At 65.4% G+C, this 21,391-nt stretch carries 21 protein-coding genes; 13 read left to right on the top strand and 8 right to left on the bottom strand.

Going from position 1 to position 21,391, the window contains the following annotated elements; all coding sequences use genetic code 11:
• The first annotated feature begins 10 nt into the window (after positions 1-10).
• Positions 11-451 carry a hypothetical protein gene (locus tag DVK00_RS04360; protein ID WP_101351041.1) on the top strand — a complete coding sequence of 147 codons (441 nt, stop codon included), beginning with the start codon at positions 11-13 and terminating at the stop codon, positions 449-451.
• Between the two features lie 17 nt (positions 452-468).
• Here DVK00_RS04360 and DVK00_RS04365 read toward each other — a convergent pair whose 3' ends face one another.
• Positions 469-987, bottom strand: a complete 519-nt coding sequence (locus DVK00_RS04365) for a hypothetical protein (protein WP_101351042.1) — start codon at positions 985-987, stop codon at positions 469-471.
• A gap of 86 nt (positions 988-1,073) precedes the next feature.
• Between DVK00_RS04365 and DVK00_RS04370 the strand changes: the two genes are divergently transcribed.
• The 5 genes from DVK00_RS04370 to DVK00_RS04390 all read left to right on the top strand — a co-directional run bounded on the left by DVK00_RS04370 (position 1,074) and on the right by DVK00_RS04390 (position 7,974).
• Positions 1,074-3,746, top strand: a complete 2,673-nt coding sequence (locus DVK00_RS04370; RefSeq protein ID WP_121535541.1) for an ABC transporter ATP-binding protein — start codon at positions 1,074-1,076, stop codon at positions 3,744-3,746.
• A 97-nt stretch (positions 3,747-3,843) separates the two neighbouring features.
• Entirely contained in the window at positions 3,844-5,580 is a 1,737-nt protein-coding gene (locus DVK00_RS04375; RefSeq protein ID WP_101351044.1) for an ABC transporter substrate-binding protein, read from the top strand.
• 20 nt (positions 5,581-5,600) lie between these two features.
• Entirely contained in the window at positions 5,601-6,683 is a 1,083-nt protein-coding gene (locus tag DVK00_RS04380) for an ABC transporter permease (RefSeq protein ID WP_101351045.1), read from the top strand.
• The gene (locus tag DVK00_RS04385; protein ID WP_101351046.1) at positions 6,680-7,609 is read left to right on the top strand and encodes an ABC transporter permease; all 930 of its coding nucleotides are present in this window, start codon (positions 6,680-6,682) and stop codon (positions 7,607-7,609) included. Before DVK00_RS04380 ends, DVK00_RS04385 begins: the two co-directional genes overlap by 4 nt.
• On the top strand, positions 7,609-7,974 hold the full coding sequence (locus tag DVK00_RS04390) for a hypothetical protein (RefSeq protein ID WP_121511369.1): 366 nt from the start codon (positions 7,609-7,611) through the stop codon (positions 7,972-7,974). The genes DVK00_RS04385 and DVK00_RS04390 overlap by 1 nt, the downstream gene beginning before the upstream one ends.
• On the opposite strand, the gene DVK00_RS04395 is transcribed toward DVK00_RS04390, so the two are convergent.
• Entirely contained in the window at positions 7,966-9,297 is a 1,332-nt protein-coding gene (locus DVK00_RS04395; RefSeq protein ID WP_101351048.1) for a dihydroorotase, read from the bottom strand. The genes DVK00_RS04390 and DVK00_RS04395 overlap by 9 nt on opposite strands.
• A gap of 24 nt (positions 9,298-9,321) precedes the next feature.
• A complete protein-coding gene (locus DVK00_RS04400; RefSeq protein WP_121511367.1) occupies positions 9,322-10,005 on the bottom strand; it encodes a lipoate--protein ligase family protein in 684 nt (227 codons plus the stop codon).
• 228 nt (positions 10,006-10,233) lie between these two features.
• Between DVK00_RS04400 and DVK00_RS04405 the strand changes: the two genes are divergently transcribed.
• Entirely contained in the window at positions 10,234-11,088 is an 855-nt protein-coding gene (locus tag DVK00_RS04405) for a hypothetical protein (protein ID WP_101351050.1), read from the top strand.
• Here DVK00_RS04405 and DVK00_RS04410 read toward each other — a convergent pair whose 3' ends face one another.
• Both DVK00_RS04410 and DVK00_RS04415 read right to left on the bottom strand, forming a co-directional pair.
• The gene (locus DVK00_RS04410) at positions 11,089-11,571 is read right to left on the bottom strand and encodes a DUF4385 family protein (protein WP_101351051.1); all 483 of its coding nucleotides are present in this window, start codon (positions 11,569-11,571) and stop codon (positions 11,089-11,091) included.
• 3 nt (positions 11,572-11,574) lie between these two features.
• On the bottom strand, positions 11,575-12,147 hold the full coding sequence (locus DVK00_RS04415) for a cysteine hydrolase family protein (RefSeq protein ID WP_121511366.1): 573 nt from the start codon (positions 12,145-12,147) through the stop codon (positions 11,575-11,577).
• A gap of 145 nt (positions 12,148-12,292) precedes the next feature.
• On the opposite strand from DVK00_RS04415, the gene DVK00_RS04420 reads away from it, so the two are divergent.
• From DVK00_RS04420 to DVK00_RS04440, 5 genes are all read left to right on the top strand, one after another.
• Complete coding sequence (locus tag DVK00_RS04420; RefSeq protein WP_121577321.1) at positions 12,293-13,750, top strand: Hvo_1808 family surface protein; 1,458 nt, start codon at positions 12,293-12,295, stop codon at positions 13,748-13,750.
• Positions 13,743-15,101 carry an Hvo_1808 family surface protein gene (locus DVK00_RS04425; protein ID WP_121577322.1) on the top strand — a complete coding sequence of 453 codons (1,359 nt, stop codon included), beginning with the start codon at positions 13,743-13,745 and terminating at the stop codon, positions 15,099-15,101. Before DVK00_RS04420 ends, DVK00_RS04425 begins: the two co-directional genes overlap by 8 nt.
• A gap of 154 nt (positions 15,102-15,255) precedes the next feature.
• Complete coding sequence (locus tag DVK00_RS04430) at positions 15,256-16,416, top strand: nicotinate phosphoribosyltransferase (protein WP_121577323.1); 1,161 nt, start codon at positions 15,256-15,258, stop codon at positions 16,414-16,416.
• 34 nt (positions 16,417-16,450) lie between these two features.
• Entirely contained in the window at positions 16,451-16,735 is a 285-nt protein-coding gene (locus DVK00_RS04435) for a DUF6360 family protein (RefSeq protein ID WP_058994208.1), read from the top strand.
• Positions 16,736-16,803: 68 nt separating this feature from the next.
• Positions 16,804-17,103, top strand: a complete 300-nt coding sequence (locus DVK00_RS04440; RefSeq protein ID WP_101351056.1) for a CPCC family cysteine-rich protein — start codon at positions 16,804-16,806, stop codon at positions 17,101-17,103.
• Between the two features lie 6 nt (positions 17,104-17,109).
• Here the strand turns inward: DVK00_RS04440 and DVK00_RS04445 are convergent, their stop codons facing one another.
• Both DVK00_RS04445 and DVK00_RS04450 read right to left on the bottom strand, forming a co-directional pair.
• The gene (locus DVK00_RS04445; protein ID WP_121577324.1) at positions 17,110-17,964 is read right to left on the bottom strand and encodes a ZIP family metal transporter; all 855 of its coding nucleotides are present in this window, start codon (positions 17,962-17,964) and stop codon (positions 17,110-17,112) included.
• A 97-nt stretch (positions 17,965-18,061) separates the two neighbouring features.
• Complete coding sequence (locus DVK00_RS04450) at positions 18,062-19,198, bottom strand: site-2 protease family protein (RefSeq protein WP_101351058.1); 1,137 nt, start codon at positions 19,196-19,198, stop codon at positions 18,062-18,064.
• Positions 19,199-19,295: 97 nt separating this feature from the next.
• Between DVK00_RS04450 and DVK00_RS04455 the strand changes: the two genes are divergently transcribed.
• A complete protein-coding gene (locus tag DVK00_RS04455) occupies positions 19,296-20,042 on the top strand; it encodes an MBL fold metallo-hydrolase (protein WP_101351059.1) in 747 nt (248 codons plus the stop codon).
• A gap of 24 nt (positions 20,043-20,066) precedes the next feature.
• On the opposite strand, the gene DVK00_RS04460 is transcribed toward DVK00_RS04455, so the two are convergent.
• Positions 20,067-21,362, bottom strand: coding sequence for an NUDIX domain-containing protein (locus DVK00_RS04460; protein WP_101351060.1), 1,296 nt, complete (start codon positions 21,360-21,362; stop codon positions 20,067-20,069).
• Between the last annotated feature and the right edge of the window lie 29 nt (positions 21,363-21,391).

Below are 21,391 nucleotides of genomic sequence, written 5' to 3' on the forward strand. Positions count from 1 at the left end.
CAGGGCTGAGATGGACGACATCGACCCCGATGCACAGCCGTCGATGTCGGCCCACGAAGCGACACAGAAAGTGCTACGGACGGACCTGGCCATCGGCATCGGCGGCGCGGTGCTCGGCTATGCGGAGGCAGGGACAGCGCTGGTCGATGTACTGGCGGTGGTTGTCGGGTTCGGACTCCTGACGGGAATCGCGATGGCGGTCGTCGAACACGACGCGGTCCCGGGTGTCTACCCGGAGGTCGCTGCACTGGCGTCGTTCATCGTGCTTGCCGGGGCTGTCGCCGGCCTCGTAACGCTTTCCGGGTCGCCGATAACGCTCGTACTCTCGGCCGTCCTCTCGGGCTTCGGTGTCGGTGTCATCGGCAACCGACTGCTCTATGGCATCGTCTTCGACGTGCCGGCGTACCGGCTGACCCGAGTCCGAGAGAGGTCGCCGTCGCGCAGTCGGTGACCGCTCTCGGACGGGGTTCAGCCTGGGAAAAACGGCTCGGGGTCCTCGTGGCTGACGGTGACCACCTCGTCGTCGGTAAGCGGGCGGATATGTGAGTACAGTCCGTGGTCGTCGGCGACCTGCGAGAGGTCCGCGCGGTCGGTCTGGTCGTAGTACAGCGGCACGAGCACGGCGAGGTCGTCGCCACATTCCAGCGCGACGAGCAGGAACACCATCCCGTCGCCGGTCGCCCGGAACACCTCGGAGCGGTCGACGGTTCGGTCTTCGAGCGCGTCGGCGACCCGCCGGAATTCGTCGCCGGAAACCACGACATCGAAGCCGAGTCGCCGGGTCTCTGGCTCGTACTCGCCGGTTTGTTCGGCCATTGTCCGCGGCTCACCGGTCAGCACGGTCACGTCGCCAGGGTGGAGTTCGATAGCCTCGCGGCCGTCGTCGCGGTACTGTGTTGCCGTCGCCGCCATGTCGTCGATGACCTGCTCCCAGTGACCGACGACACGGCCGAAGGGGTTAGATTCGGGGTCGGCAGGGTCGTTCATACGTCGAGTGTGGCGGCGGCCGGGATAAATTGTTGGTGGGATAGTGGCACAACAGTTTTACTGGTATTTTGAGAAGTGGGGGACAGATGCGCGACCTCTTAACGTTATCTGACCTCCGAACCCAGTTCGAGACGGACCGCGGCACCGTCAAAGCCGTCGACGGCATCGACCTCACCGTCAGGGAGGGGGAAACCGTCGGTCTGGTCGGCGAGTCCGGATCGGGGAAATCCGTCACAGCGCTATCAGCGATGGATATCGTCGATGACCCCGGTCACATCGCCGGTGGGGAGATCCGGTTCGGCGCAGTTGAGACCGTCACGCGGCTGTCCCGGCAGTATCCCAAAGCCGTACGGACAGAGGACAGCGACAGCGGTTTCATCACTATCGACGCGGCGACGGTCGACCGGAGTCGTCTCCCCGAATCGGTTGAGACGACAGCCGACGACAGGACACTCGCCACACAGTTCATCCGGGAAGCCCCGAAGAAAGCTCTCTCGGAGAGCGGCGACGCGCCCGTCACGATTACCGACGGCTACGTCGATCTGACGGCAGCCCCGGAGCGGGTGATGCGGGACATCCGTGGCGGCGATATGGGAATGATATTCCAGGACCCGATGACATCGCTGAACCCCGCGATAACAGTCGGCGAACAGGTCGCGGAGAGCCTTCGCCTCCACCGTTACGGGAACAAGCGAAACGACTCGTGGTTCAACGCCGTCCGTGAAATCACGCCCTCGATCAGCCGGAGCGGCGAAATGGACGAGGAGATCCGTTCGGATGTCATCTCACTGCTGGAAGAGGTCGGTATCCCGGAACCGGCCGACCGCGTCGACGAGTACCCCCACGAGTTCTCCGGCGGGATGCGCCAGCGCGTGCTCATCGCTATCGCGCTGGCGTGCCGACCGAAGCTGCTAGTCGCCGATGAGCCGACGACGGCGCTCGACGTGACGATTCAGGCCCAGATTCTGGACCTCATCGACGACCTGCAGGCGGACCTCGGGATGTCGGTGTTGTTCATCACACACGACCTCGGCGTCGTCGCGGAGACCTGCGACCGTGTCGCTGTGATGTACGCCGGCGAGATCGTCGAAGAGGGACCGGTCGAGGAGATCTTCCAGAACCCGTCACACCCGTACACGTACACGTTACTCGAATCGATACCCGGCGAGGGGACAGACCGGCTAACTCCGATTGAGGGGAACGTCCCCAGCCTCATCGACATGCCCGAAGGGTGCCACTTCGCCGACCGGTGTCCGTGGGCTCAGCCGGAGTGTCGTGAGGGCGAAATTCCATATCTCCAGCACGGGCCGGACGACGTCACCCACCGCTCGAAATGTATCCTCGAATCGTTCGATACGGACGAATACGGCACCGGCGACGCCGGTGTTGCCGCGACGGAGACGACGCGAACGGACAGACAGCTCATGGAGGTCGACGGGCTGAAAAAACACTTCTCGCGGGCCGACGACCTGCTGGACAAGTACATCGGCAACGAACCGGAGTCAGTCAAAGCCGTTGACGGCGTTTCGATGGACATCTACGAGGGCGAGACGCTGGGACTCGTCGGCGAGTCCGGCTGTGGGAAATCGACGACCGGCCGGACCATCCTCCGGCTTCTCGAGCCGACAGACGGAACGGTTGTTTTCGCCGGACAAGACCTTTCGGAGCTCGACAAGGGCGGTCTGCGGGAAGTCCGTCGGGACCTGCAGATGATCTTCCAAGACCCGATGTCGAGCCTCGACCCGCGGATGACCGTCGGCCAGACGATTATGGAGCCGCTGAAAATCCACGACCTCCCGGCGGACACCGGGGACGGCTCCCGCCGCGAGCAGCGTGTCGAACGGGTGGCCGACCTCATGGAGGCAGTGGGGCTCGACCCAGACCAGTACGACCGCTATCCACACGAACTGTCGGGCGGGCAGCGCCAGCGAGTCGGCATCGCTCGCGCGCTCGCCGTCGACCCCGATTTCATCGTCTGTGACGAACCCGTTTCGGCGCTGGATGTGAGCGTGCAGGCCCAGATAATCAATCTCCTTGAAGACCTCCAGCATGAGTTCGGCCTGACGTACCTGTTCATCGCCCACGACCTCAGTGTGGTGCGCCACATCTGTGACCGCGTCGCCGTGATGTATCTCGGTGAGGTCGTCGAAATCGCCAACACGCCGGACCTGTTCGCGGACCCGAAACACCCCTACACGCGGGCGCTCATGTCGGCGATCCCGGAGCCGGACCCGACCGTCGAGGCCGACCGAATACTGCTGAAAGGCGATGTCCCGTCGCCCATTGACCCGCCGTCGGGCTGTCACTTCCGAACTCGCTGTCCCGAGGTCATCCCGCCAGATATCGATATCGAACAGGAGACCTACCGCGAGGTAATGGACTACCGGCAGCGGGTTGAGGACGAGGCCATCGCCATCGATGCGGTTCGGGAGCAGGCCGGCAAAGCCGACAGCGCCACAGCGGCGACGGACGGTGGCGCGGACCTCGCTGAAGCGCCAAACGGTACAGAACAGGTGCCGGTGGCAGCGTTCAAACAGACAATGGTCGACCGGTTCTTCGAAACGAGCCTGACCGGAGAGAATCGTCGCGTCGTCGAAACGTCGATCGAGCATCTCGCGGACGGAGACTGGGACGCCGCCGCGTCGGTGCTACGCGATAGATTCGAGAGCGTCTGTGAGACGAAACATCCCGAACTCCAGCCGGACGCCCACCCAGCAGCCTGTCACCTTTACGAACAGGAAGACGGCGACAGCACCTGAGTAATATTACTTAGCTGCACATAACTCTCAGGAGATATATAACAGAATCATTGTTCTATCCGGTACAATTATAATAGATCTGTTTGAACAAAGTCCCATGTCATCCGGTGATTCTCTGGACAGACGGAGCTTCCTTACCGCGGCCGGCAGTGCCGCGGCGGCCGCAACGCTCGCAGGTTGTTCCGGCGACGGCGGCGATGGTGGCGGAACCGAAGGTGGAGACGGTGGCGACGGCACTGGAAGCGATGGTGGCGACGGCGGCGACGGGGGCAGCGACCAGACGCTCGTGTACGCCCGCGGCGACCACCCGGAGAACTACGACCCACAGCAGACGACTAGCGGTGAAGTCGCGAAAGTCACAAACCAGATATTCGATACGCTCATCCAGTTTGCGGCCGGAAGCGGCGGCCAGCTAGAAGATGGGCTCGCAACCGACTACTCTCTCGAGGGAACCACCGCGACGCTGACGCTCCGAGAGGGTGTGATGTTCCACAACGGCGAGGAGTTCACCGCGTCGGACTTCAAGGCGACCTGGCAGCGGTTCACCCAGAGCGACTACCAGTACTACCTCGGCGACGAGACGCGGTCGGGGTACGGCCCGTTCACGCTGGGCGACTGGATCGAGAGCGTCGACGCGAGCCAGGACTACGAACTGACGATCGAACTCACGCAACGGTACGCCCCGTTCCTGCGGAACCTGGCGATGTTCGCCGCGGCCGTCCTCTCGAAGGCCCAGATCGAAGCGATGGGCGACAGTCAGGCTGACCTCGGAGCCGAACCTGCGGGGACCGGCCCCTTCCAGTTCGACACGCTCGATAATCCGAACGAGCGCATCCGACTGACAGCCAACGGCGATTATTGGGGCGACGGTCCGAACGTCGGGACGGTCATTTTCAAGACAATCACCGAAAACAGCACGCGGGTACAGGACGTCATCAACGGGGCCTCACACATCACGGACAACCTCGACTCCTCCGGGTTCCAGCGCGCAGAGGAGAGCGGGACGGCGACGCTGTTGCGGAAGAACGGCATCAACCACGGCTACATGGCGATGAACATGGCCCGGTTCGAGCCGTTCCGGGACCGGCAGGTCCGCCAGGCCATCGCCCACGCCGTCAACACCGAGGCCATCGTCAACCAGATCTATCAGGGCTTTGCAACGCAGGCCTCCCAGCCACTCCCACCCGACGTGCTCGGGCACAACGACGACCTCGACCCGTATTCGACGGACAAAGACCAGGCCCGGTCACTGCTTGAAGAGGCGGGCTACGGTGACGGCTTCGAGTTCGAACTCGCGACGTTCTCGAATCCCCGGGGATACAACCCCAGCCCGGTCCAGACCGCAAACCAGGTGAAATCCGACCTGGAGGACATCGGCCTGACGGTCAACATCAACCAGTTCTCCAACTTCGGACCGTACCTAGACTACACCTCCGCCGGGAAACACGACGCCTGCTTCCTCGGCTGGTACACCGACAACGCCGACCCGGACAACTTCATGTACGTCCTGCTTGACCCGAAAGTCGAGATGGACGCCGTCCCCGACGGCCAGGACTGGGTCAGCTTCGACACCGAGGGGTACTCGACGCTCAACGTCTCCGGGTGGGCCAACACCGACTACATGGAGCTCGTCCGCGAGGCCCAGCGGACCTACGCCGAAGGCGACCGCGAGACGATGTACGAGGAGGCCGCACAGATCGCCTACGACGAGTCACCATGGGTGTTCATCGACTACGCAGAGACGCTCCGGGCGGTCAACGAGGCTGTCGTCGAAGATTCTTACACGGTCAGCTCCGTCGGTGGCCCGTATCTTAACACGGTCGAGCTGCAGTAGCGCTTCAAGAGAACTTTCGAATGAACTGGACACAGTTTCTTTTCAGGCTGATCGAGCCGGTGGTACCGCCACGGTTCGTCATCAAGCGGTTGCTGTTGCTCATCCCTGTGCTGTTCGGCGTGGCGTCGGTCGTCTTCGCGATTCTCCACCTGGCCCCGGGCGACCCGGCTATCGTCATCGCCGGCCAGCGAGCGTCGGCCGAACAGCTAGAACAGATACGTGTTGAGCTGGGACTTCGACGGCCGCTCTGGGAGCAGTACCTGAGCTTCCTGTGGGACGCGGCGCGGTTCGACTTCGGCCAGTCCTACAGCATCAGTCGCGGGAACAGCGTTCGTTCGGTCATCGCAGACCGGCTCCCAATCACGCTCGAGCTCGCGATATACGGCCAGGCGGCAGGCATCCTGCTCGGTCTGCCACTGGGCATTATCTCGGCAGTCAAGCAGGATTCGCTGACGGACCACGTCACCCGAATCGGTGCGCTGACCGGCATCTCCGTGCCGATATTCTGGTCCGGACCGCTGCTCATCCTACTGTTCTCGACCTATCTCGACGTGTTTCCGACCAGCGGCCGTATCAAATCGACGCTATTCCTCCCCGATACCTGGACGCTGCTGGGCCGTGAACTGCCCCTGACTGGGATGATAACCGTCGACACGATTCTGCTCGGGAACACCGAAGCGTTCCTCTCGGCGATCCATCACCTGTTCCTGCCGGCAGTGGTCATCGGCGTCTACTCGACGGCGCTCATCTCCCGGATGATGCGCTCCTCGATGCTCGAAGTCATCCGGCAGGACTACATCCGGACCGCGCGGGCGAAAGGGCAGGGTGCGAAGATCACGCTGATGAAACACGGCTTCCGGAACGCGTTGATTCCGGTCGTCACCGTCATCGGTATCCAGTTCGGCACGCTGCTGGGCGGGGCAGTCCTGACCGAGACCGTGTTCGGTATCAACGGGATGGGGCTGACCATCGTCACCGCCATCGGCGTCTCTGACTACCCGGTGGTTCAGGGCACAGTGCTCACCTTTGCCCTGCTGTTCACGCTCGTGAACCTCCTCGTTGACGTCACCTACAGTTACCTCGACCCACGGATTCAACAATGAGTACGGACACCGAGACACGGGGCACGCTGGGACGCCTGCGAGCGTCTCCGTTCCTCGCCGACCTGCTGACGAACCGCCTCGCCGTCGTCGGGCTGACGATTATCCTCAGCATGGCGGCCGTCGCCATCTACGCCCGCGTGACATACGACTTCGGCGCGCTCACGAGCTCGCAGTTGGGCACCGAGATTGCCGACCGCGCGCCGCCCGGCTGGCTCGGTCCAGCGCCCGCGAACCAGCAGCTGTTCGGCACGGACGCGGCGGCTCGTGACATCTACAAGCGGAGCCTGTACGGTGCGTGGCTGGCCCTGAAGTTCGGGACGATCACAGTCGGGACTTCGACAACCGTGGGCGTCGGTCTGGGGATTATCGCGGCGTACTACGGCGACGTGACCGATAACGTCATCATGCGGACGATGGACGTGTTGTTGGCGTTCCCGCCGCTGTTGCTCGCGCTTGCGCTGGTCGCCATCTTCCCGCGGGACCTCGGTCTCTGGCGGGCCGTGGTGGCGCTCGTGCTGGTGTACACGCCGCGGTTCGCCCGGGTCGTCCGTGGGGCCGCGCTCAAAGTGCTCGAAGACGAGTACGTCGACGCCACGGTCGCGCTTGGCGCGACCGATCCGCGGGTTCTCGTCCGGCACATCCTGCCGAACACGCTCGCGCCGATTACCGTCCAGTCCACGCTGAACTTCGGACTCGCCATCATCGACCTCGCGGCGCTGTCGTTCCTCGGGTTCGGTGCGCAGGCAGGGACGCCGTCGTGGGGCCTGATGCTATCCCGTGGTGTCGAGAACGGCCTCCTGACAGGGGAGTGGTGGCTCTCCTTCTTCCCGGGGCTGTTCCTCGCTATCACCGTGCTAGGGTTCAACTTGCTCGGTGACGGAATGCGCGACGCACTCGATCCACGGATGCGCGAAGCGGTCGACTGATGGCCCAGCGCGGTGACCCACCGCGGCTCCGGCAGTACGTCGCGGCCCGGGCGCGACTGGTTGGGAGTGGGCTGGGCGTCGGCTTCCTGCTTGGCAGCCTCGGCATGGCGGGCTGGACGCTGTACACCGGTGATGCACGGTCGAGTGAAGCGACGGTGTTCGCTCTCGGCGCACTGGTGTTCGGCTTTGGCCTGCTGGGCTGGTCAGGGTCGATACTCGCCGGCCGCGGCATCGAAGCTATGCAGGAACACATGGACACACGGAGCAACTGGACCGAGCGCGATTCGCGGCGGGCGATGGCACGACTCTGTGGCGGTGGCGGCGGGATAATGGTCGGGACGTCGGTCGTCGCGGCGTTATTCTAGTCGTTCGCTGTCCGCGCCCCGGACGTTCTCGCCCTGATGATCGTAGAACACATCTTCCTGGGCTGTTGTGTCGGCAGCGTCCAGCGCGTCGCCGCGCTCGTAGACAACTGTACCCCGGACCATCGTCCATTCAGGGAACACCGCATCGTAGCCCTCAAACGGCGTCCAGCCACATTTCGAGTGGAGCGTCTCACCGCTGATATCGCTCGTTTCGGTCGTGTCAACGAGCACGAGGTCGGCGTCCTTTCCGGCTTCGATGGCCCCCTTCTGTTGGATGTCGAACACGTCGGCAGGATTGCGTGCGGTGAGGTCGCGAACGCGCTCGTAGGTGAGCCCGCTGTCCGGGTCACGGGCTTCGGCCAGTAGGAGCGGGAGGACCGTCTCGACGCCAGGGACGCCCGAGGGCGCGTCCCAGATGCTGGCGTCTTTCTCCTCGCGAGTGTGTGGGGCGTGGTCCGTCGCAATCATATCGACGGTGCCGTCGACGACGCGCTCGTAGAGTTTCTGTCGGCGCTTCTCGCGGCGCAGGGGCGGATTCATCCGCCCGAAGGTCCCCAGCTCAGAGAGGTCACGCCGGGAAAGCAGCAAATGGTGTGGCGTTACCTCGGTCGTCATCCCGGCTTCGCTGGCGATGTCGACGCCCTCCGGCGTGGACGTGTGGGCGATGTGTATCGTCGCGTCGTGCTCTTTCGCGACTGCACAGGCCCGCTCGACGGCTTTCTCTTCGGCCTTTGCAGTCCGGAACGCGCTCCATGCGTCGGCGTCATCGCGGGCCTTGGCATCGTCGTTGAAGTAGTCGGCGTCCTCGGCGTGGACCGTGACCGGTACGTCGTTGTCGGTGGCAGCGTTCAGCGCATCGGCAAAGAGGTCGGCCTCGATACCCATGTCGCCGGTCGAATCCGCGAGAAACACCTCGCCGAGTGCGAACAGGCGACGGCGCAGGAGGACGTTCGGAATCCAGTCGGCCGTAACGCCGCCGTTGATACCCCAGTCGACGATAGAGTCAGCAGCGAACTCGGCTTTCTGGTCAAACGACTCGCCGTCGATAGTCGGCGGGTCGGTGTTTGGCTGGTCGACAACGGTTGTGACGCCGCCGGCTGCCGCGGCCCGCGACCCGCTCTCCCACGTCTCCTTGTGCGGGTAGCCGGGCTGGCGGAAGTGGACGTGGGCGTCGATCATTCCCGGAAACAGCCGCTTGCCGGTCGCTTCGATGACGTGCTCGTCGGACGCGGCGAGATCGCGGCCGACTTCGACGATTGACTCGCCACGCACCCGAACGTCGCGTTGGCGGCCGTCCGGCAGCGTCGCGTTACGAATGAGCATACGCCCTGTCGGCCGGGCGCACCCCTAAGTCTCTCGGATAGCGCTCACCGACACCTCGCGGCCGTCAGCCAGCGACTGCTCCAGCGCCGCGATGACTCGGTCAGGGTCGTCGGTGCCTCCAGCATCAGCGACACTCCCGACGCTCTGTGTGTCGAACCGGACATCGAGTGCCTCGTAGACTGGGGCCAGCACCCCTGCGATGGCCTCGTGGTCTCGAACGACGACGATGCCGCCGACAACGGCGACAGACTGGCGGACGCGCTGGGCGAGTCCAGTTATTTTGCCGTCAGCCTGAAGCGAGTGGCTCCCCGGACAGAACGCGGCGTCTGGTTCCCCGGTCCGAGCGGTGATACCGCAGTCATCGAGGGCACGTTTTACAGCGGCTTTGGTCCACTCGTAGCGGTCGTCGATCGTCCCTCGCGGGTCCTCGGTCGGGACGGCGAGAGAGAACGAAACGGTCGATCCGGTGTATGCGACGGCGCGGCCCCCCACAGCGCGCTCGATGACGGTGTACCCCTGGTCGCGGGCAGCCCGGCACGCTCGGTCGTAGCCGTCGCTGTTCGCGTCACGGCGGCCGAACGCGACCTGTCTGTGCGGTCGCCAGGCTCGCAGGGCTGGTTCGCGGTCTTCGGCGACCGTCTCGGCCATCTCACGGGTCCGCTCGAAGTCGGTTTCGGGGTCGGCAGTGCGACCCCGCAGCAGACGCATAGGCAGACTGTACGGACCCTTGGGATTAAAACGGTCCGCCAGTTCAGCAGACGAATCTCTCTCGACGGCAGAGAGCGAACAGGCGACACGTGGCCGTCGCGGCGGGACGTGTCGCACACCCGCTGCCCCCGCCGCGGTGGTCGTCAGCGCACACGAACCAGTGGTCACGTCATCCGTCTTGAACGCTTGGACGACAGAGCCATACCGGTACACGCCTAATCGCCGCCGATGGTCGTCACGATATCGCGAGACGTGCTCTTCCAGTACTACCGGTTCTCCCTGTACAACTCGCCGTTCGACGCCCACGACGAGGGGTGTGCCATCGACCTCTACCCCGACGGCGAGCGCGCGCCGTCGCCGGTCGCCGGCGAGGTCGTCGATACGAAGACGGTTCAGGCCCCACCGAAGGCCTACGCCGCCGAGCACGACCACCTCATCGTGATTGATACTGGCGATACTGTAGCGCGGTTACTGCACGTCGACCCGGCCGTCGAACCCGGTGAGACGGTTACCGTCGGCGACGACCTCGGAGAACTGGTCCGGGCGGGCTTTTTCGCCCCGTGGGTCCCGAACCACATCCATCTCGGCTTCCGTGACCCCGGCACGAACCCCTACCGGGCGTCGGGGTCGCTGCCGGTCGACGTGGCAGTGGACGTGACGCCGCTGTCGTGGGACGGGACCGGGACCGTCGTCGCCGGCGGCGAAACGTGGGTCCGACTCGACGAGCCGGTCCATCCAGCACCCGGTGACTCCTTCGCTGGCATCGCTAACGATATCGACGGCGACAATTCAGGCGTCCTCGACGGCGGCTTGCCACACTACTCGGGCGGGGGATTGCTGTCCAGTGACGGGACAACGGCCGCCGCTATCGCCGGAGCGGGTGTCGGGACAGCCGACGGCCGCACGGTCGCGTGGGACGACCTGACCGTACTGGCAAACGGCGACCCAATAACAGGTATCGCGCTGTTCTGTGGCCGCGAGCGTTTCGGCGCGAAGCTCGTCGGCGAGGAGGTCGACCTCGCCGTCGGCGACGAGGTGCGGGTGAGTATCGAACGGGACACGACTGGCGACGACGCCGCGTAGCTACGACTCCCCGTAGCGCTCGGCGTGGGCCTGCCTCGCCTGTTCGTAAGCCGGGTCCTCGCGGACCGCATCGAGGTGCTCCTTGTACGCCAGCGCTATCTCGCGTTTCTCCGGGTCGTACCACTCCTGCGGTTCGCGTTGCTCGCCGTCCACGTATTTCTGCCCGCCCGGATATTTTGCGTAGCGCATCGCCCGCGTCCACCCCATCTGGAGGTACTTGCGAGCCATGTCCATCCCGACGAACTCTCCATTGTCGCGGTACTCACGGTAGCGGTCGTGGATAGATTCGGCGGCCGTCGTCGCCCCGTCGAGGTCGGCGACTGTCCAGTCGGGAAGCAGTTCGCTCTTGTACGGTTCGATTTTGAATGCGCCCTGCTCATCGGCCGTGTGTCGGTAGTGCTCTGGGTGGTTGCGGAAATTCAGGTCGTACTCGGGACCGTCATCGACCTCGCCGACGTCGCCGTGGACCGGGTCCTCGCCCATCGGTCAGGCGAACGTGAGGTCGTCACGGTCAGTCAGTTCACCGAACAGCCACTCGGCGTGGTCCAGTGCGTACTCGCGGTGCTCCTCCTCGATGTAGCCGACGGCGTCCTCGACGAGGACCGGGCGGTAGTCGCGCAGGCCGGCACTGGAAGCGGTGTGGAGCACACAGACGTTCGCGAGCGTGCCACAGATAGCCAGGTCCTTGACCCCGTGGGCGTCGAGCCAGCCTTCGAGTTCCGTCTGGTAGAAGGCGTCGTAGGTGTGCTTGACGACGACCAGATCCTCGTCCTGCGGGTCGAGGTCCTCGACGAGTTCAGTCTCCCAAGAACCTTCGACGACGTGTTCGCCCCACCGGTCGAACTCGTCGTAGTAGTGGGTGTCTTCGAACTGGTCGGGCGGATGCACGTCGCGGGTGAACACAATCTTCGCGCCAGCGTCACGGGCACGGTCGACGAGTTCGGTGCAGGACTCGATGGCCGCTTCGCTGTCCGGTGCGTAGAGGCTTCCATCGGGGTGGCAGAAGCCGTTCTGCATATCGACGACGACCAGGGCGGTCTGTGCTGGGTCGAGTTCCATACGGGAGCTTTGGCGGGGCGAGACTACGAAAGTTACTCCGACGGTAGTTCAGACGCGCAAACAGACGCACAAATTCGTTCTGCCGGACGAATGTGTCCACAGTGAGCGTGTGACTTTTCACTGTGGTAACCTACCGTGGAAGTAGATGCGCCGCCCTTTCGCCCTCGTCGTTCTCTGTGCCGTTGTGCTGTTACTTGCGGGGTGTCAGGCACCCACCGCGTCGCCAGAGGCGGAGTCGAGCACCGTCGATCTGACGCCGATCGAACCCGCGACCGACTACGGGAACAACGGCTCCGCTCCGGCAGCGCCTGCGACGGACCGGCTGGGCTACGAGAACGGCTACTGGTACAACGAATCGCTGTCGGTAACGACCGAGGACGGACTGAACAAGACGGAGCGGGACGCCGTCGTCGCCCGGACGATGGCCCGCGTCGAGCGGCTTCGCGGGCTAGAGTTCAAAGAGACAGTCCCGGTCTCCGTCGTCTCACGGGCTGAGTACCGCAACAACACGGGCGGCGGCGAGGTCGGCGATTCGCTGCGCCGGTTCGACAACGCGAAGTTCGAGGCGCTGTTTTTCATCGGCGAGGACCGCGATTCCATCGCCGTCCAGAACAGCAATCGCGGGGAGAGCGTGCTGGGCTACTACAGCAGCCAGCGCGGTGAAATCGTCATCGTCAGCGACTCCGAAACGCCGACGATTAGCCGGGGCACGCTGGCCCACGAACTCGTCCATGCGCTGCAGGACCAGCACTTTGGCCTCGGAAGTGACGCGCGGACGCGGGATCAGGTGCAGGGTCGGAACGGCGTGGTCGAAGGCGACGCCGTCGCCGTCACCCAGACCTACACCGACCGCTGTGGCGAGGCATGGCGCTGTATCGACAGGCCTGCCCAGAGCGGCGGTGGCGGCGGTGCTCGCCACTTCGGCATCAATTTCATGCAGTATTTCCCCTACAGCGACGGGCCCGGACTGGTCGGCGACCTTCGAGAACGCGGCGGTTGGAGCGCCGTCAACGACGCCTACGACGACTATCCCGACGGGGCCGCCGAAGTGACCTACCCCGGGCGCTACCCCGAGTGGGAACCCGAGTCAGTCTCGCTTGCGGACCAGTCCAGCGGCGACTGGGAGCGGGTCAGACCCTCGACTGACCGCAACCGTCCCGACTACGCCGTCGTCGGCCCGTCAGCTATCGCGGGGTCGATGGCGTACACCATCGCCGATGACTACAACGAGTCGAGCGTCGTCCGGACGCGAGATGTCATCAACTACGAGGACGGGTCGCTGGACAGTGACGACCCGTACAACTACGACCTGCCCGCCACCGACGGCTGGCAGGGCGGTCGGATGCACGTCTACGAGAGCGGCGACGAGACGGCGTACGTCTGGAAGACAACCTGGGCCAGCGAGGCCGACGCTCGCGAGTTCGCCGATGCCTGGACGGCGGTCATCGCTCACTGGGGCGGCACTCGAACCGGAGAGGGGCACTGGATAATAGCGGAAGACAGCCCCTACACCGACGCTGTTTCGGTCAGGGTCGACGGGCAGACCGTCACCGTCGCGAACGCACCGACAGCCGACGAACTGAGCGAGGTCCACGATGCGTAAGGAACTGCTCATTGCGCTGGCGGTCGTCCTGGCGGGCTGTACGGTCCCCTCCCTCGGCGGCAGCGACCACCCCGAGACGCCGACCGGCGGGGACGCCATCGGCTACGAGAACGGCTACTGGTACGACGACCCGGTGTCGGTGACGACCGGCGACGGGCTAAACGAGAGCGAGCGGGAGGCCGTCGTCGCCCGGACAATGGCCCGCGTCGAGCAGGTCCGCGACTTGGAGTTCAAAGACTCGGTCCCGGTTTCGGTTATCTCCCGAGCCGAGTACCAGAATCGCTCTGGAGGCAACGGCAGCGGCGGCAGCAGCCGTCCACAGGACCCCTGGAACGACCAGGTGTGGGAGGCGCTCCTGCTCATCGGTGAGGACTCGGGCAGCAGCGAGGAAATCGACAACACGCTGTCGACGACTGTTCAGGGCTACTACTCGCCGAGTCGGGACGAGATTGTCATCGTCAGCCCGACAGAGACGCCACAGATCGACCGGCGGACGCTCTCACACGAACTGGTCCACGCCCTGCAGGACCAGCACTTCGGGCTGAACGGCTCCGCAAAGACGCAGGACACGCAGCTGTCACGACAGGGTGTCACAGAGGGCGAGGCTAACTACGTCCGCATCCTCTACGAGCGCCGCTGTGGCGACGGCTGGGGCTGCATCGCGCTCCCCGACCGGACGAACAGCGGGGGCGGCAGCGACGACGGCGACGGCGGGAGCCAGGAGCCGAGCTACAACGAGGGGCTGTTCACCGTCCTTTACCAGCCCTACGTCACCGGGCCGCGGTTCGTCGATCAGATGCGTTCGGACGGCGGTTGGGGCGCTGTCGACGAGCTGCACGACGATTTCCCGGATAGCACCGAGCAGGTACTCCACCCGGACAAGTACCCCGACGAAAAGCCCGTGAACGTCAGTGTCACCGACCGTTCGTCCGACGAGTGGAGTCGCTTCGACCACGACCCGGTCGGCGACACGGTTGGAGAGACCTCGATTTACGCGATGATGTACCACAACGGGCAGGTGGAGGCCGACCGCTACAGCTATGAGAGCGATATCTCGGCCGGCTGGGGCGGTGACCTCGTCGTGCCCTACCGCAACGGCTCGGGCGGCTACGGCTACGTCTGGGAGACCCGCTGGGATACCGAGGAAGACGCGAGGGAGTTCGAACAGGCCTACCGGGCGGCGTTGACAGAGGAGCACGACGCCAGCCAGCCCCGCAGTAACGTCTACGTCGTCCCAGAAGACGACCAGTTCAACGACGCCTTCCGCGTGGTCCGGTCGGGCAAGACCGTCCGCATCGTCAACGGACCGACAGTGGGAGACCTGAACGACATCCACCGGGCCGAAGAGTAGCGGGCCTCAGACGACCCGTCGGTACGCGAACCGGCTGAAGTCGATGGCGGCGTGGAAAGCGTTTGGGACGGCGCTCCGTCGGCGCGTCCCGCGAGCGCCGGCGCGCGACCGTCGACCGGACCGCTTTTTCCCTCGCACGGCCGAACACGGGACAATGACCGAGGAGTTCGACGTCGTCACGCCCGCGGCCATCCGCGAGGGGCGGGCGACCGACGCCTACTTCGACCGGACGATGGAGGCGCTAGAGCACGCGGGCAAGAACCCGGACGTGGTCGCCGAAGTGACGGCCAACCAGTTCGCGACGGGGACCTGGAAACTGCTGGCCGGGCTGAAAGACGCCGCGCGGTTGCTCGACGGGCGCGCCGTCGACGCCGACGCGCTCCCCGAAGGACAGCTGTTCGACGGCGGTCCAGTGATGCGAATCGAGGGGTCCTACCGGGAGTTCTGTCGGCTGGAGACCGCGCTCCTCGGTTTTCTCTCACATCCAACAGGCATCGCGACGCGGGCGTTAGAAGCGCGCCACGCCGCGCCGGAGTCGACGGTGCTATCCTTTGGCTCGCGCCACGTCCACCCCTCGATAGGGGCGATGGTCGAGCGGGCGGCGCTACTGGGTGGCCTCGACGGCATCTCGAACGTCGCCGCCGGCGAGGTCATCGGCCGCGAGGCCGGCGGGACGATGCCCCACGCGCTGATGATATGTTTCGGCCGAGGCAACCAGGAGGCGGCGTGGCGAGCGTTCGACGAGGCAGTCCCCGAGGAGACGCCCCGCATCGCGCTGACCGACACCTACAGCGACGAGGCCGACGAGGCGCTGCGGGCGGCCGAGGCCATCGACGACCTCGCGGGCGTCCGCCTGGACACCACCGGGTCCCGCCGCGGCGACTTCCGGCACATCGTCCGCGAGGTCCGGTGGACGCTGGACGCCTACGGCCACGAGGACGTGGACTTGTTCCTCTCCGGGGGGCTGACGCCGACGACGCTCCGGGAACTCCGGGAGGTGGCCGACGGCTTCGGCGTCGGGAGCTACGTCGCCAACGCCGACCCGCTGGACTTCGCGCTGGACATCGTCGAGGTGGACGGCGAGCCGGCGGCAAAGCGGGGCAAGCTCACCGGCAAGAAGTCGGTGTACCGGACCGAATCGGGCGGCCACCACGTCGGGCTGGCCGACCGCGAGGGACCGGCCGAGGCCGAGTCGCTCATGAGGCCACTGGTTCGGGACGGCGAAGTCGTCCGGGAGTTCGATCTTGATTCTGCCATCGAGCGCGCGGCGTCGGACGCCGAGCGGGTCGGCTACGAGGGCGTCGGGGACGAGTAACGGGCGTTAAGTCGCCGGCCCGCCTACGCGGCGTATGGTCGACCGCATCATGAAGGTCAACGCGTACACGACCTTCGACTTGCTCGACGGTGAGGTAGAGGGCCACGGCTTCGAGGAGGAGGCCCTGGCCGTCCTGAACGTGACCGCGCCGCGGAAGAACCCGGACCACGTCGAACTCCAACTGGAGATGGACAACACCGACCTCGACGCGGTGAAGCCCCACGCTGACTCGGTGACGCTGTCGGCGGCCCAGGCCCGCGAACTGGCCACCGAACTGGAGGAGTACGCCGAAAAAGTCGAGGACGCACAGTCGGAGTAGTCCGTCACGGCAATAGTCATGCATCGCGGTTCGATAATTCTATGGTGTGAAGACACATACCACGAAATATGTCAACCGAGACGCCCGGTAATCCAGCCGCACGGGAGCTCGGCTACTGCCCGTGCTGTGGCTACCAGACGCTCCCGGAGGGCCGGCCCGGGTCCTACGAGATGTGTCCGGTGTGTCACTGGCTCGACGACCCCATCCAGTTCGGGGACGCGGAGTTCGTCAGCGATACGAACCACGTCTCGTTGACCGAGGCGCGGGAGAACTTCCGCGAACACGGGGCGTGTTCGCCCGACGAAGCCGGGGACTGCGAGACGCCGACGGACCTCGACCGCGACCCGAACTGGCCCTACGACGAGTGACGCGGTTCAGGCCGCGAGCGCGATGTCAAGGTACAGCATGACGATGACGCCGGCCATCAGCCCGAGCGTGGCGACCCGCTCGTAGCCGCGCTGGTGCGTCTCGGGGATTATCTCGTCGGAAATCACGAACAACATTGCGCCCGCCGCAAAGCCCATCGCGTAGGGGAGCAGTGGCTCGACGGTCACGACGGCGACAGCGCCGAGCACTGCGAGCGGGATTTCCACGACGCCGGAGCGAATCCCGGAGAAGACGGCGTAGAGCCGGCGGTCCAGCCCCGCGTTTGTCGCCGCGACGGAGACGGCCAGCCCCTCGGGAATGTTCTGGATGCCGATAGCGAGCATCAGCGAGAGCGCGCTCCCCAACTGGAGCGGGTCGCCGGCGGCCGCGCCGAAGCCGACGCCGACGGCCAGCCCCTCCGGGACGTTGTGCAGCGTGATGGCGAGGATGAACAGGACGACGCCGGTCAGTTTGGCCTCGTCGACCGGGAGGTCCTGGCCGGGGTTAGCCGCGTCCGACCGGCGGCTTCCCGTCAGCAGGTAGTGGGCGTGCGGGACGAGCCCGTCCGCGCGATCCAGAAACAGCGCTCCGAGCGCGACGCCGACGAGCGTCGGAATCGGATTGCCGCCCGAGTACTGCTCGATGCCGGGGATGATGAGGCTCGTGAACGCAGCGGCCAGCATCACGCCGGCGGCGAACCCAAGCGCCGTGTCCAGCGCCCGCTCAGAGGGGTCACGCCAGACCAGCACGAGCGACGCGCCGAAGAGGTTCATCGTCGCGATGATGACCCCGCCGACGAGGCCGTTTATCAGCGGGTCGGTGCCGACGAGGTCGACAAACAGGTCGACAAACCCGGATTGCATTGTCCAGTAGTGCACGTCGCCCCCTCTTGTGTGTACCGACCGTTAGAGCGGGAGCGCTGACCCAATTCGAAAACGTCTCGATGCCTCAGCCACGCTGCTAGAACGGTTCCGGCGAGCCGACGAGCCGCCGCATCTCCATCGCGCTGGCGAAGTCGTCCCGGGAGACAACGCGGGTTCCCTCGGGGCCGTCGACGAATGCGGCAGTGGCTCTGGCGGTGTCGAGTTCGACGAGCGCATCGAAGGCTGCCGTCTCTGAGGCAAAGCGCGGCAGGTCAGTGTCCATCAGGTCGGCGACGGTGTCGGCTTCGCGTTCAGTCTTCGAGAGTGCCCTGAAGTCGCCAACTGTGACGACGCCGATTACGTCGCCGCCGCGCGTGACGGCGAACTCGGTCCGCCGACCAGCGAACATCCGGTCGACGAGATCCTCGACAGTTGCGTCGGCCTCAATAGTCGCGTCGAGTGGGCTAGCCACGTCATCGACGGTCAGCCCCTCAAGCAGCGCTGCCAGGGCGACGGTACGGGATTCGCTCGATGCGGCGCCGTAGACGAACAGCGCGAGCAGCAGCAACAGCGGGCTGAACGAGAGGACGCCGACGACGGCGAACAGCACGGCGAACCCGGTCCCGACCCGAGCGGCGATTCGGGTCGCCGTCGCGTACGGCCGCTTTCGTGCGAGCAGTGCCCGGAGCACGCGGCCGCCGTCCATCGGGAAGGCCGGCAGCATGTTGAACACAGCGAGAAAGATGTTCGTGACGGCTAGCCAGCCGATAACGAACAGCGTCACCTGCGCACTCGCCGGCAAGGCAAACAGTGCGGCGTAGCAGGCAAGCCCGGTCAGAATACTCACGGCCGGGCCGGCCAGCGCGATGACGAGTTCCCGATTCCACTCTTTGGGCATGGCTTCGAGGTTGGCGAGACCGCCAAGAATCCAGAGCGTGATGGACTCGACCCGGAGGTCGTAGCGCATCGCTGCCCATGCGTGGCCCAGTTCGTGGAGGGCGACGCTGGCGAACAGGCCCACGGCCGCGGCGGTGCCGATGAGCCACGGTGTCTGGCCCGCGGTCAGCACCGTAAGGTCGAGTGGCACGCCCGACAGGGCACTCACGATACCGGCATACACAGATATCTGTGCTCCGCTGCCGATAATCCAGGCCAGCACCGGCAGGAAAATCAGCAGTGAGATGTTGACCCGTATCGGAATGCCCCAGACCGTCGTGATGTGGAAGTTTCGCACGGGCGAGCAGACGGGCAGCGCTCGGGTATATCTTCTGCCGAGTGGCGACGCCCACGAGTAGCTGACTTATTCAGGGTGTAACGCGTATCGACAGTCAATGACAGTTCGACACGACGGGCTGACCGTCGACTGGCTGGGGTACGCGACGCTCCGGTTCGCCGGCGACGACACGGTGGTGTATGTCGACCCGGGCCGCTACGGCGTCCTCACCGGCGAGTGGGAACCCCACACGGACGGGATCGGTCATCCACCGAGCAGCGACTACCGTGCGGAAGACGGCGACGTTGTCTGTGTGACCCACGTCCACCACTATGACCCTGATGGTATCGAGCGCGTCGCGAGCGAGGACGCGACCGTTGTTGCCTACGAGGGTATCGATGAGCGCGTCGGTGACCGGGACCTCCCGCCGCTGTCCTCGCTGCCCTACGACGTTGTCGAAGTCGGAATGAAATCACAGACGACAGTCGGGGATGTGCCGATATGGTCAACGCCAGCGTACAACGAACCGGACGGCCCACACACGCGGCCAGATGGCAGCCCGTACCACCCGGAGGGCTTTGGCTGTGGGTTCATGATCGCTGTCGAGGAGACCAGAGCCTTCTATCCGGGGGATTCGGACGTGCTGCCCGGACACCGAACGCTCGACGTCTCGCTACTGTGTCCGCCCATCGGCCCGCGGGCGACGATGGACCGCCACGAGGCCGCTGCCCTTGCCGCAACCATCGACCCGGACCTCGTGATGCCAGTCCACTACAACACCTTCTCGAACCTCGAAGCCGATTCCCGTGAGTTCGCCGCCGACGTGGCCGAAGCTGGTGTGCCGGTCGTGCTAGACGAGCACTGAGCAAGCGACTTTCGGTCTCGGATGTCACCGGCGCTCGGTCCACTCGCTCCGTTCCCGGTGGGCGTCTGCGATTGCCTCAATATCGTTCGTCTCCAGAACGCCGCGTTCGGTGACGACCGTCACTGCCGACGCCGGCGTCACGTCGAAAGTCGGATTCAATACGGCGATGTCTGTGTCGCCGTCGTACACCTCCTGTGGCTCTCGCTCCTCGCTGTCCCACGTAGCGCGTGGTGCGATCTTGTCCGCCGCACACACCGCGTAGCAGTCCGCCTCCGCGGCGGCCGCCGACAGCGCCGCCGAGCGGGTTCCGGCCTTGTTGACCACGCGGCCGTCCGGAAGGACGCGGTCGGCCCCGACAACGAGCGTGTCGGCGCTCCACGCATCCAATTCGTGGCCGAAGGCCGCGTCGGTGGTCAGTGTCACGGCAGTGCTACCAGCGAGTGTCTCTGCGACGCCGACGCCTTCACTCCCGGGCCGTGACTCGGCGACGAGCACGGCCTCAGGCGCAGTGGCGTCGACCACTGCGCGGACTGTCCCAGACCGAGACAGCGTGGCAAGGCGGTCGCCGACGTGTTCGGCGGCGACGGCGGCGGCCACGCGGTCGGCGGTAACCGCGTGGTTCAGCGACTCCGTAACGGCCCGCTCGACGGCCGCCGGCGACTGGTCGGCGACAGCAGCCATCGCTCGGTTGACCCGGTTGGCGACGACGACCATTGAGGGACGGGCCTCGCGGATTTCGGCGGCGAGGGCGGCGAGCGCGCTCCAGTCGTCGCCGCCCCGCTCGGCCGTCTCCAGGTCGTCACTCCGTCCGGCGTCGGCCAGGGCAGCTTCGTCGCGTAGCACCTCCAGCGCCCGGATCGACAGCCACGCCGAACCGTGGGTTCGGTCCTCGCGAACGGTCGCCGCTCGCGGCCGAACGCGGTCCCAGGCGGTCCACAGCCGCGGGACCGTCTCACGGGTCAGGATTTCAGGCGGGTGGACCCACGCGGTCTCGGTCGTCTCCTCGTTCGTCGTGACTGTGCGGGCCTCGCAGTCGAACAGAAACGGGTGAACCTGCCAGCGAACCCCATGATCGTCGTCTGCGACCTGCAATGAGTCGCCGCGCCGGACGAGCGTCACCGCGTCGGCCAACCCGGTCTCCTCGTCGATTTCAGCCCGCGCAGCCGTCTCCGGGTCCCGGTCCCGCCCGGCGTCGTCGGCAACGTGTCCCGCCACACCACCCCACTGGCCCCGATACGAGCCGACCGCACCGCTCCGGCGCAACAGCAGCACCTCGCCTTCGCTACGCAGGAAGCACGTCACGACGGGGCGTGTCGCCATGCGAGGAAGAACGGCCGGTCGAGACAAGA

Origin of the sequence: Haloarcula sp. Atlit-47R (genome assembly GCF_003665985.1) — an archaeon.
GTDB classification, from domain to species: domain Archaea; phylum Halobacteriota; class Halobacteria; order Halobacteriales; family Haloarculaceae; genus Haloarcula; species Haloarcula taiwanensis.

Coding starts and splice junctions, on each gene's coding strand:
- DVK00_RS04360 (WP_101351041.1), top strand. CDS start 11: ATGGACGACATCGACCCCGATGCACAGCCGTCGATGTCGGCCCACGAA.
- DVK00_RS04365 (WP_101351042.1), bottom strand. CDS start 987: ATGAACGACCCTGCCGACCCCGAATCTAACCCCTTCGGCCGTGTCGTC.
- DVK00_RS04370 (WP_121535541.1), top strand. CDS start 1,074: ATGCGCGACCTCTTAACGTTATCTGACCTCCGAACCCAGTTCGAGACG.
- DVK00_RS04375 (WP_101351044.1), top strand. CDS start 3,844: ATGTCATCCGGTGATTCTCTGGACAGACGGAGCTTCCTTACCGCGGCC.
- DVK00_RS04380 (WP_101351045.1), top strand. CDS start 5,601: ATGAACTGGACACAGTTTCTTTTCAGGCTGATCGAGCCGGTGGTACCG.
- DVK00_RS04385 (WP_101351046.1), top strand. CDS start 6,680: ATGAGTACGGACACCGAGACACGGGGCACGCTGGGACGCCTGCGAGCG.
- DVK00_RS04390 (WP_121511369.1), top strand. CDS start 7,609: ATGGCCCAGCGCGGTGACCCACCGCGGCTCCGGCAGTACGTCGCGGCC.
- DVK00_RS04395 (WP_101351048.1), bottom strand. CDS start 9,297: ATGCTCATTCGTAACGCGACGCTGCCGGACGGCCGCCAACGCGACGTT.
- DVK00_RS04400 (WP_121511367.1), bottom strand. CDS start 10,005: ATGCGTCTGCTGCGGGGTCGCACTGCCGACCCCGAAACCGACTTCGAG.
- DVK00_RS04405 (WP_101351050.1), top strand. CDS start 10,234: ATGGTCGTCACGATATCGCGAGACGTGCTCTTCCAGTACTACCGGTTC.
- DVK00_RS04410 (WP_101351051.1), bottom strand. CDS start 11,571: ATGGGCGAGGACCCGGTCCACGGCGACGTCGGCGAGGTCGATGACGGT.
- DVK00_RS04415 (WP_121511366.1), bottom strand. CDS start 12,147: ATGGAACTCGACCCAGCACAGACCGCCCTGGTCGTCGTCGATATGCAG.
- DVK00_RS04420 (WP_121577321.1), top strand. CDS start 12,293: ATGCGCCGCCCTTTCGCCCTCGTCGTTCTCTGTGCCGTTGTGCTGTTA.
- DVK00_RS04425 (WP_121577322.1), top strand. CDS start 13,743: ATGCGTAAGGAACTGCTCATTGCGCTGGCGGTCGTCCTGGCGGGCTGT.
- DVK00_RS04430 (WP_121577323.1), top strand. CDS start 15,256: ATGACCGAGGAGTTCGACGTCGTCACGCCCGCGGCCATCCGCGAGGGG.
- DVK00_RS04435 (WP_058994208.1), top strand. CDS start 16,451: ATGGTCGACCGCATCATGAAGGTCAACGCGTACACGACCTTCGACTTG.
- DVK00_RS04440 (WP_101351056.1), top strand. CDS start 16,804: ATGTCAACCGAGACGCCCGGTAATCCAGCCGCACGGGAGCTCGGCTAC.
- DVK00_RS04445 (WP_121577324.1), bottom strand. CDS start 17,964: ATGCAATCCGGGTTTGTCGACCTGTTTGTCGACCTCGTCGGCACCGAC.
- DVK00_RS04455 (WP_101351059.1), top strand. CDS start 19,296: ATGACAGTTCGACACGACGGGCTGACCGTCGACTGGCTGGGGTACGCG.
- DVK00_RS04460 (WP_101351060.1), bottom strand. CDS start 21,362: ATGGCGACACGCCCCGTCGTGACGTGCTTCCTGCGTAGCGAAGGCGAG.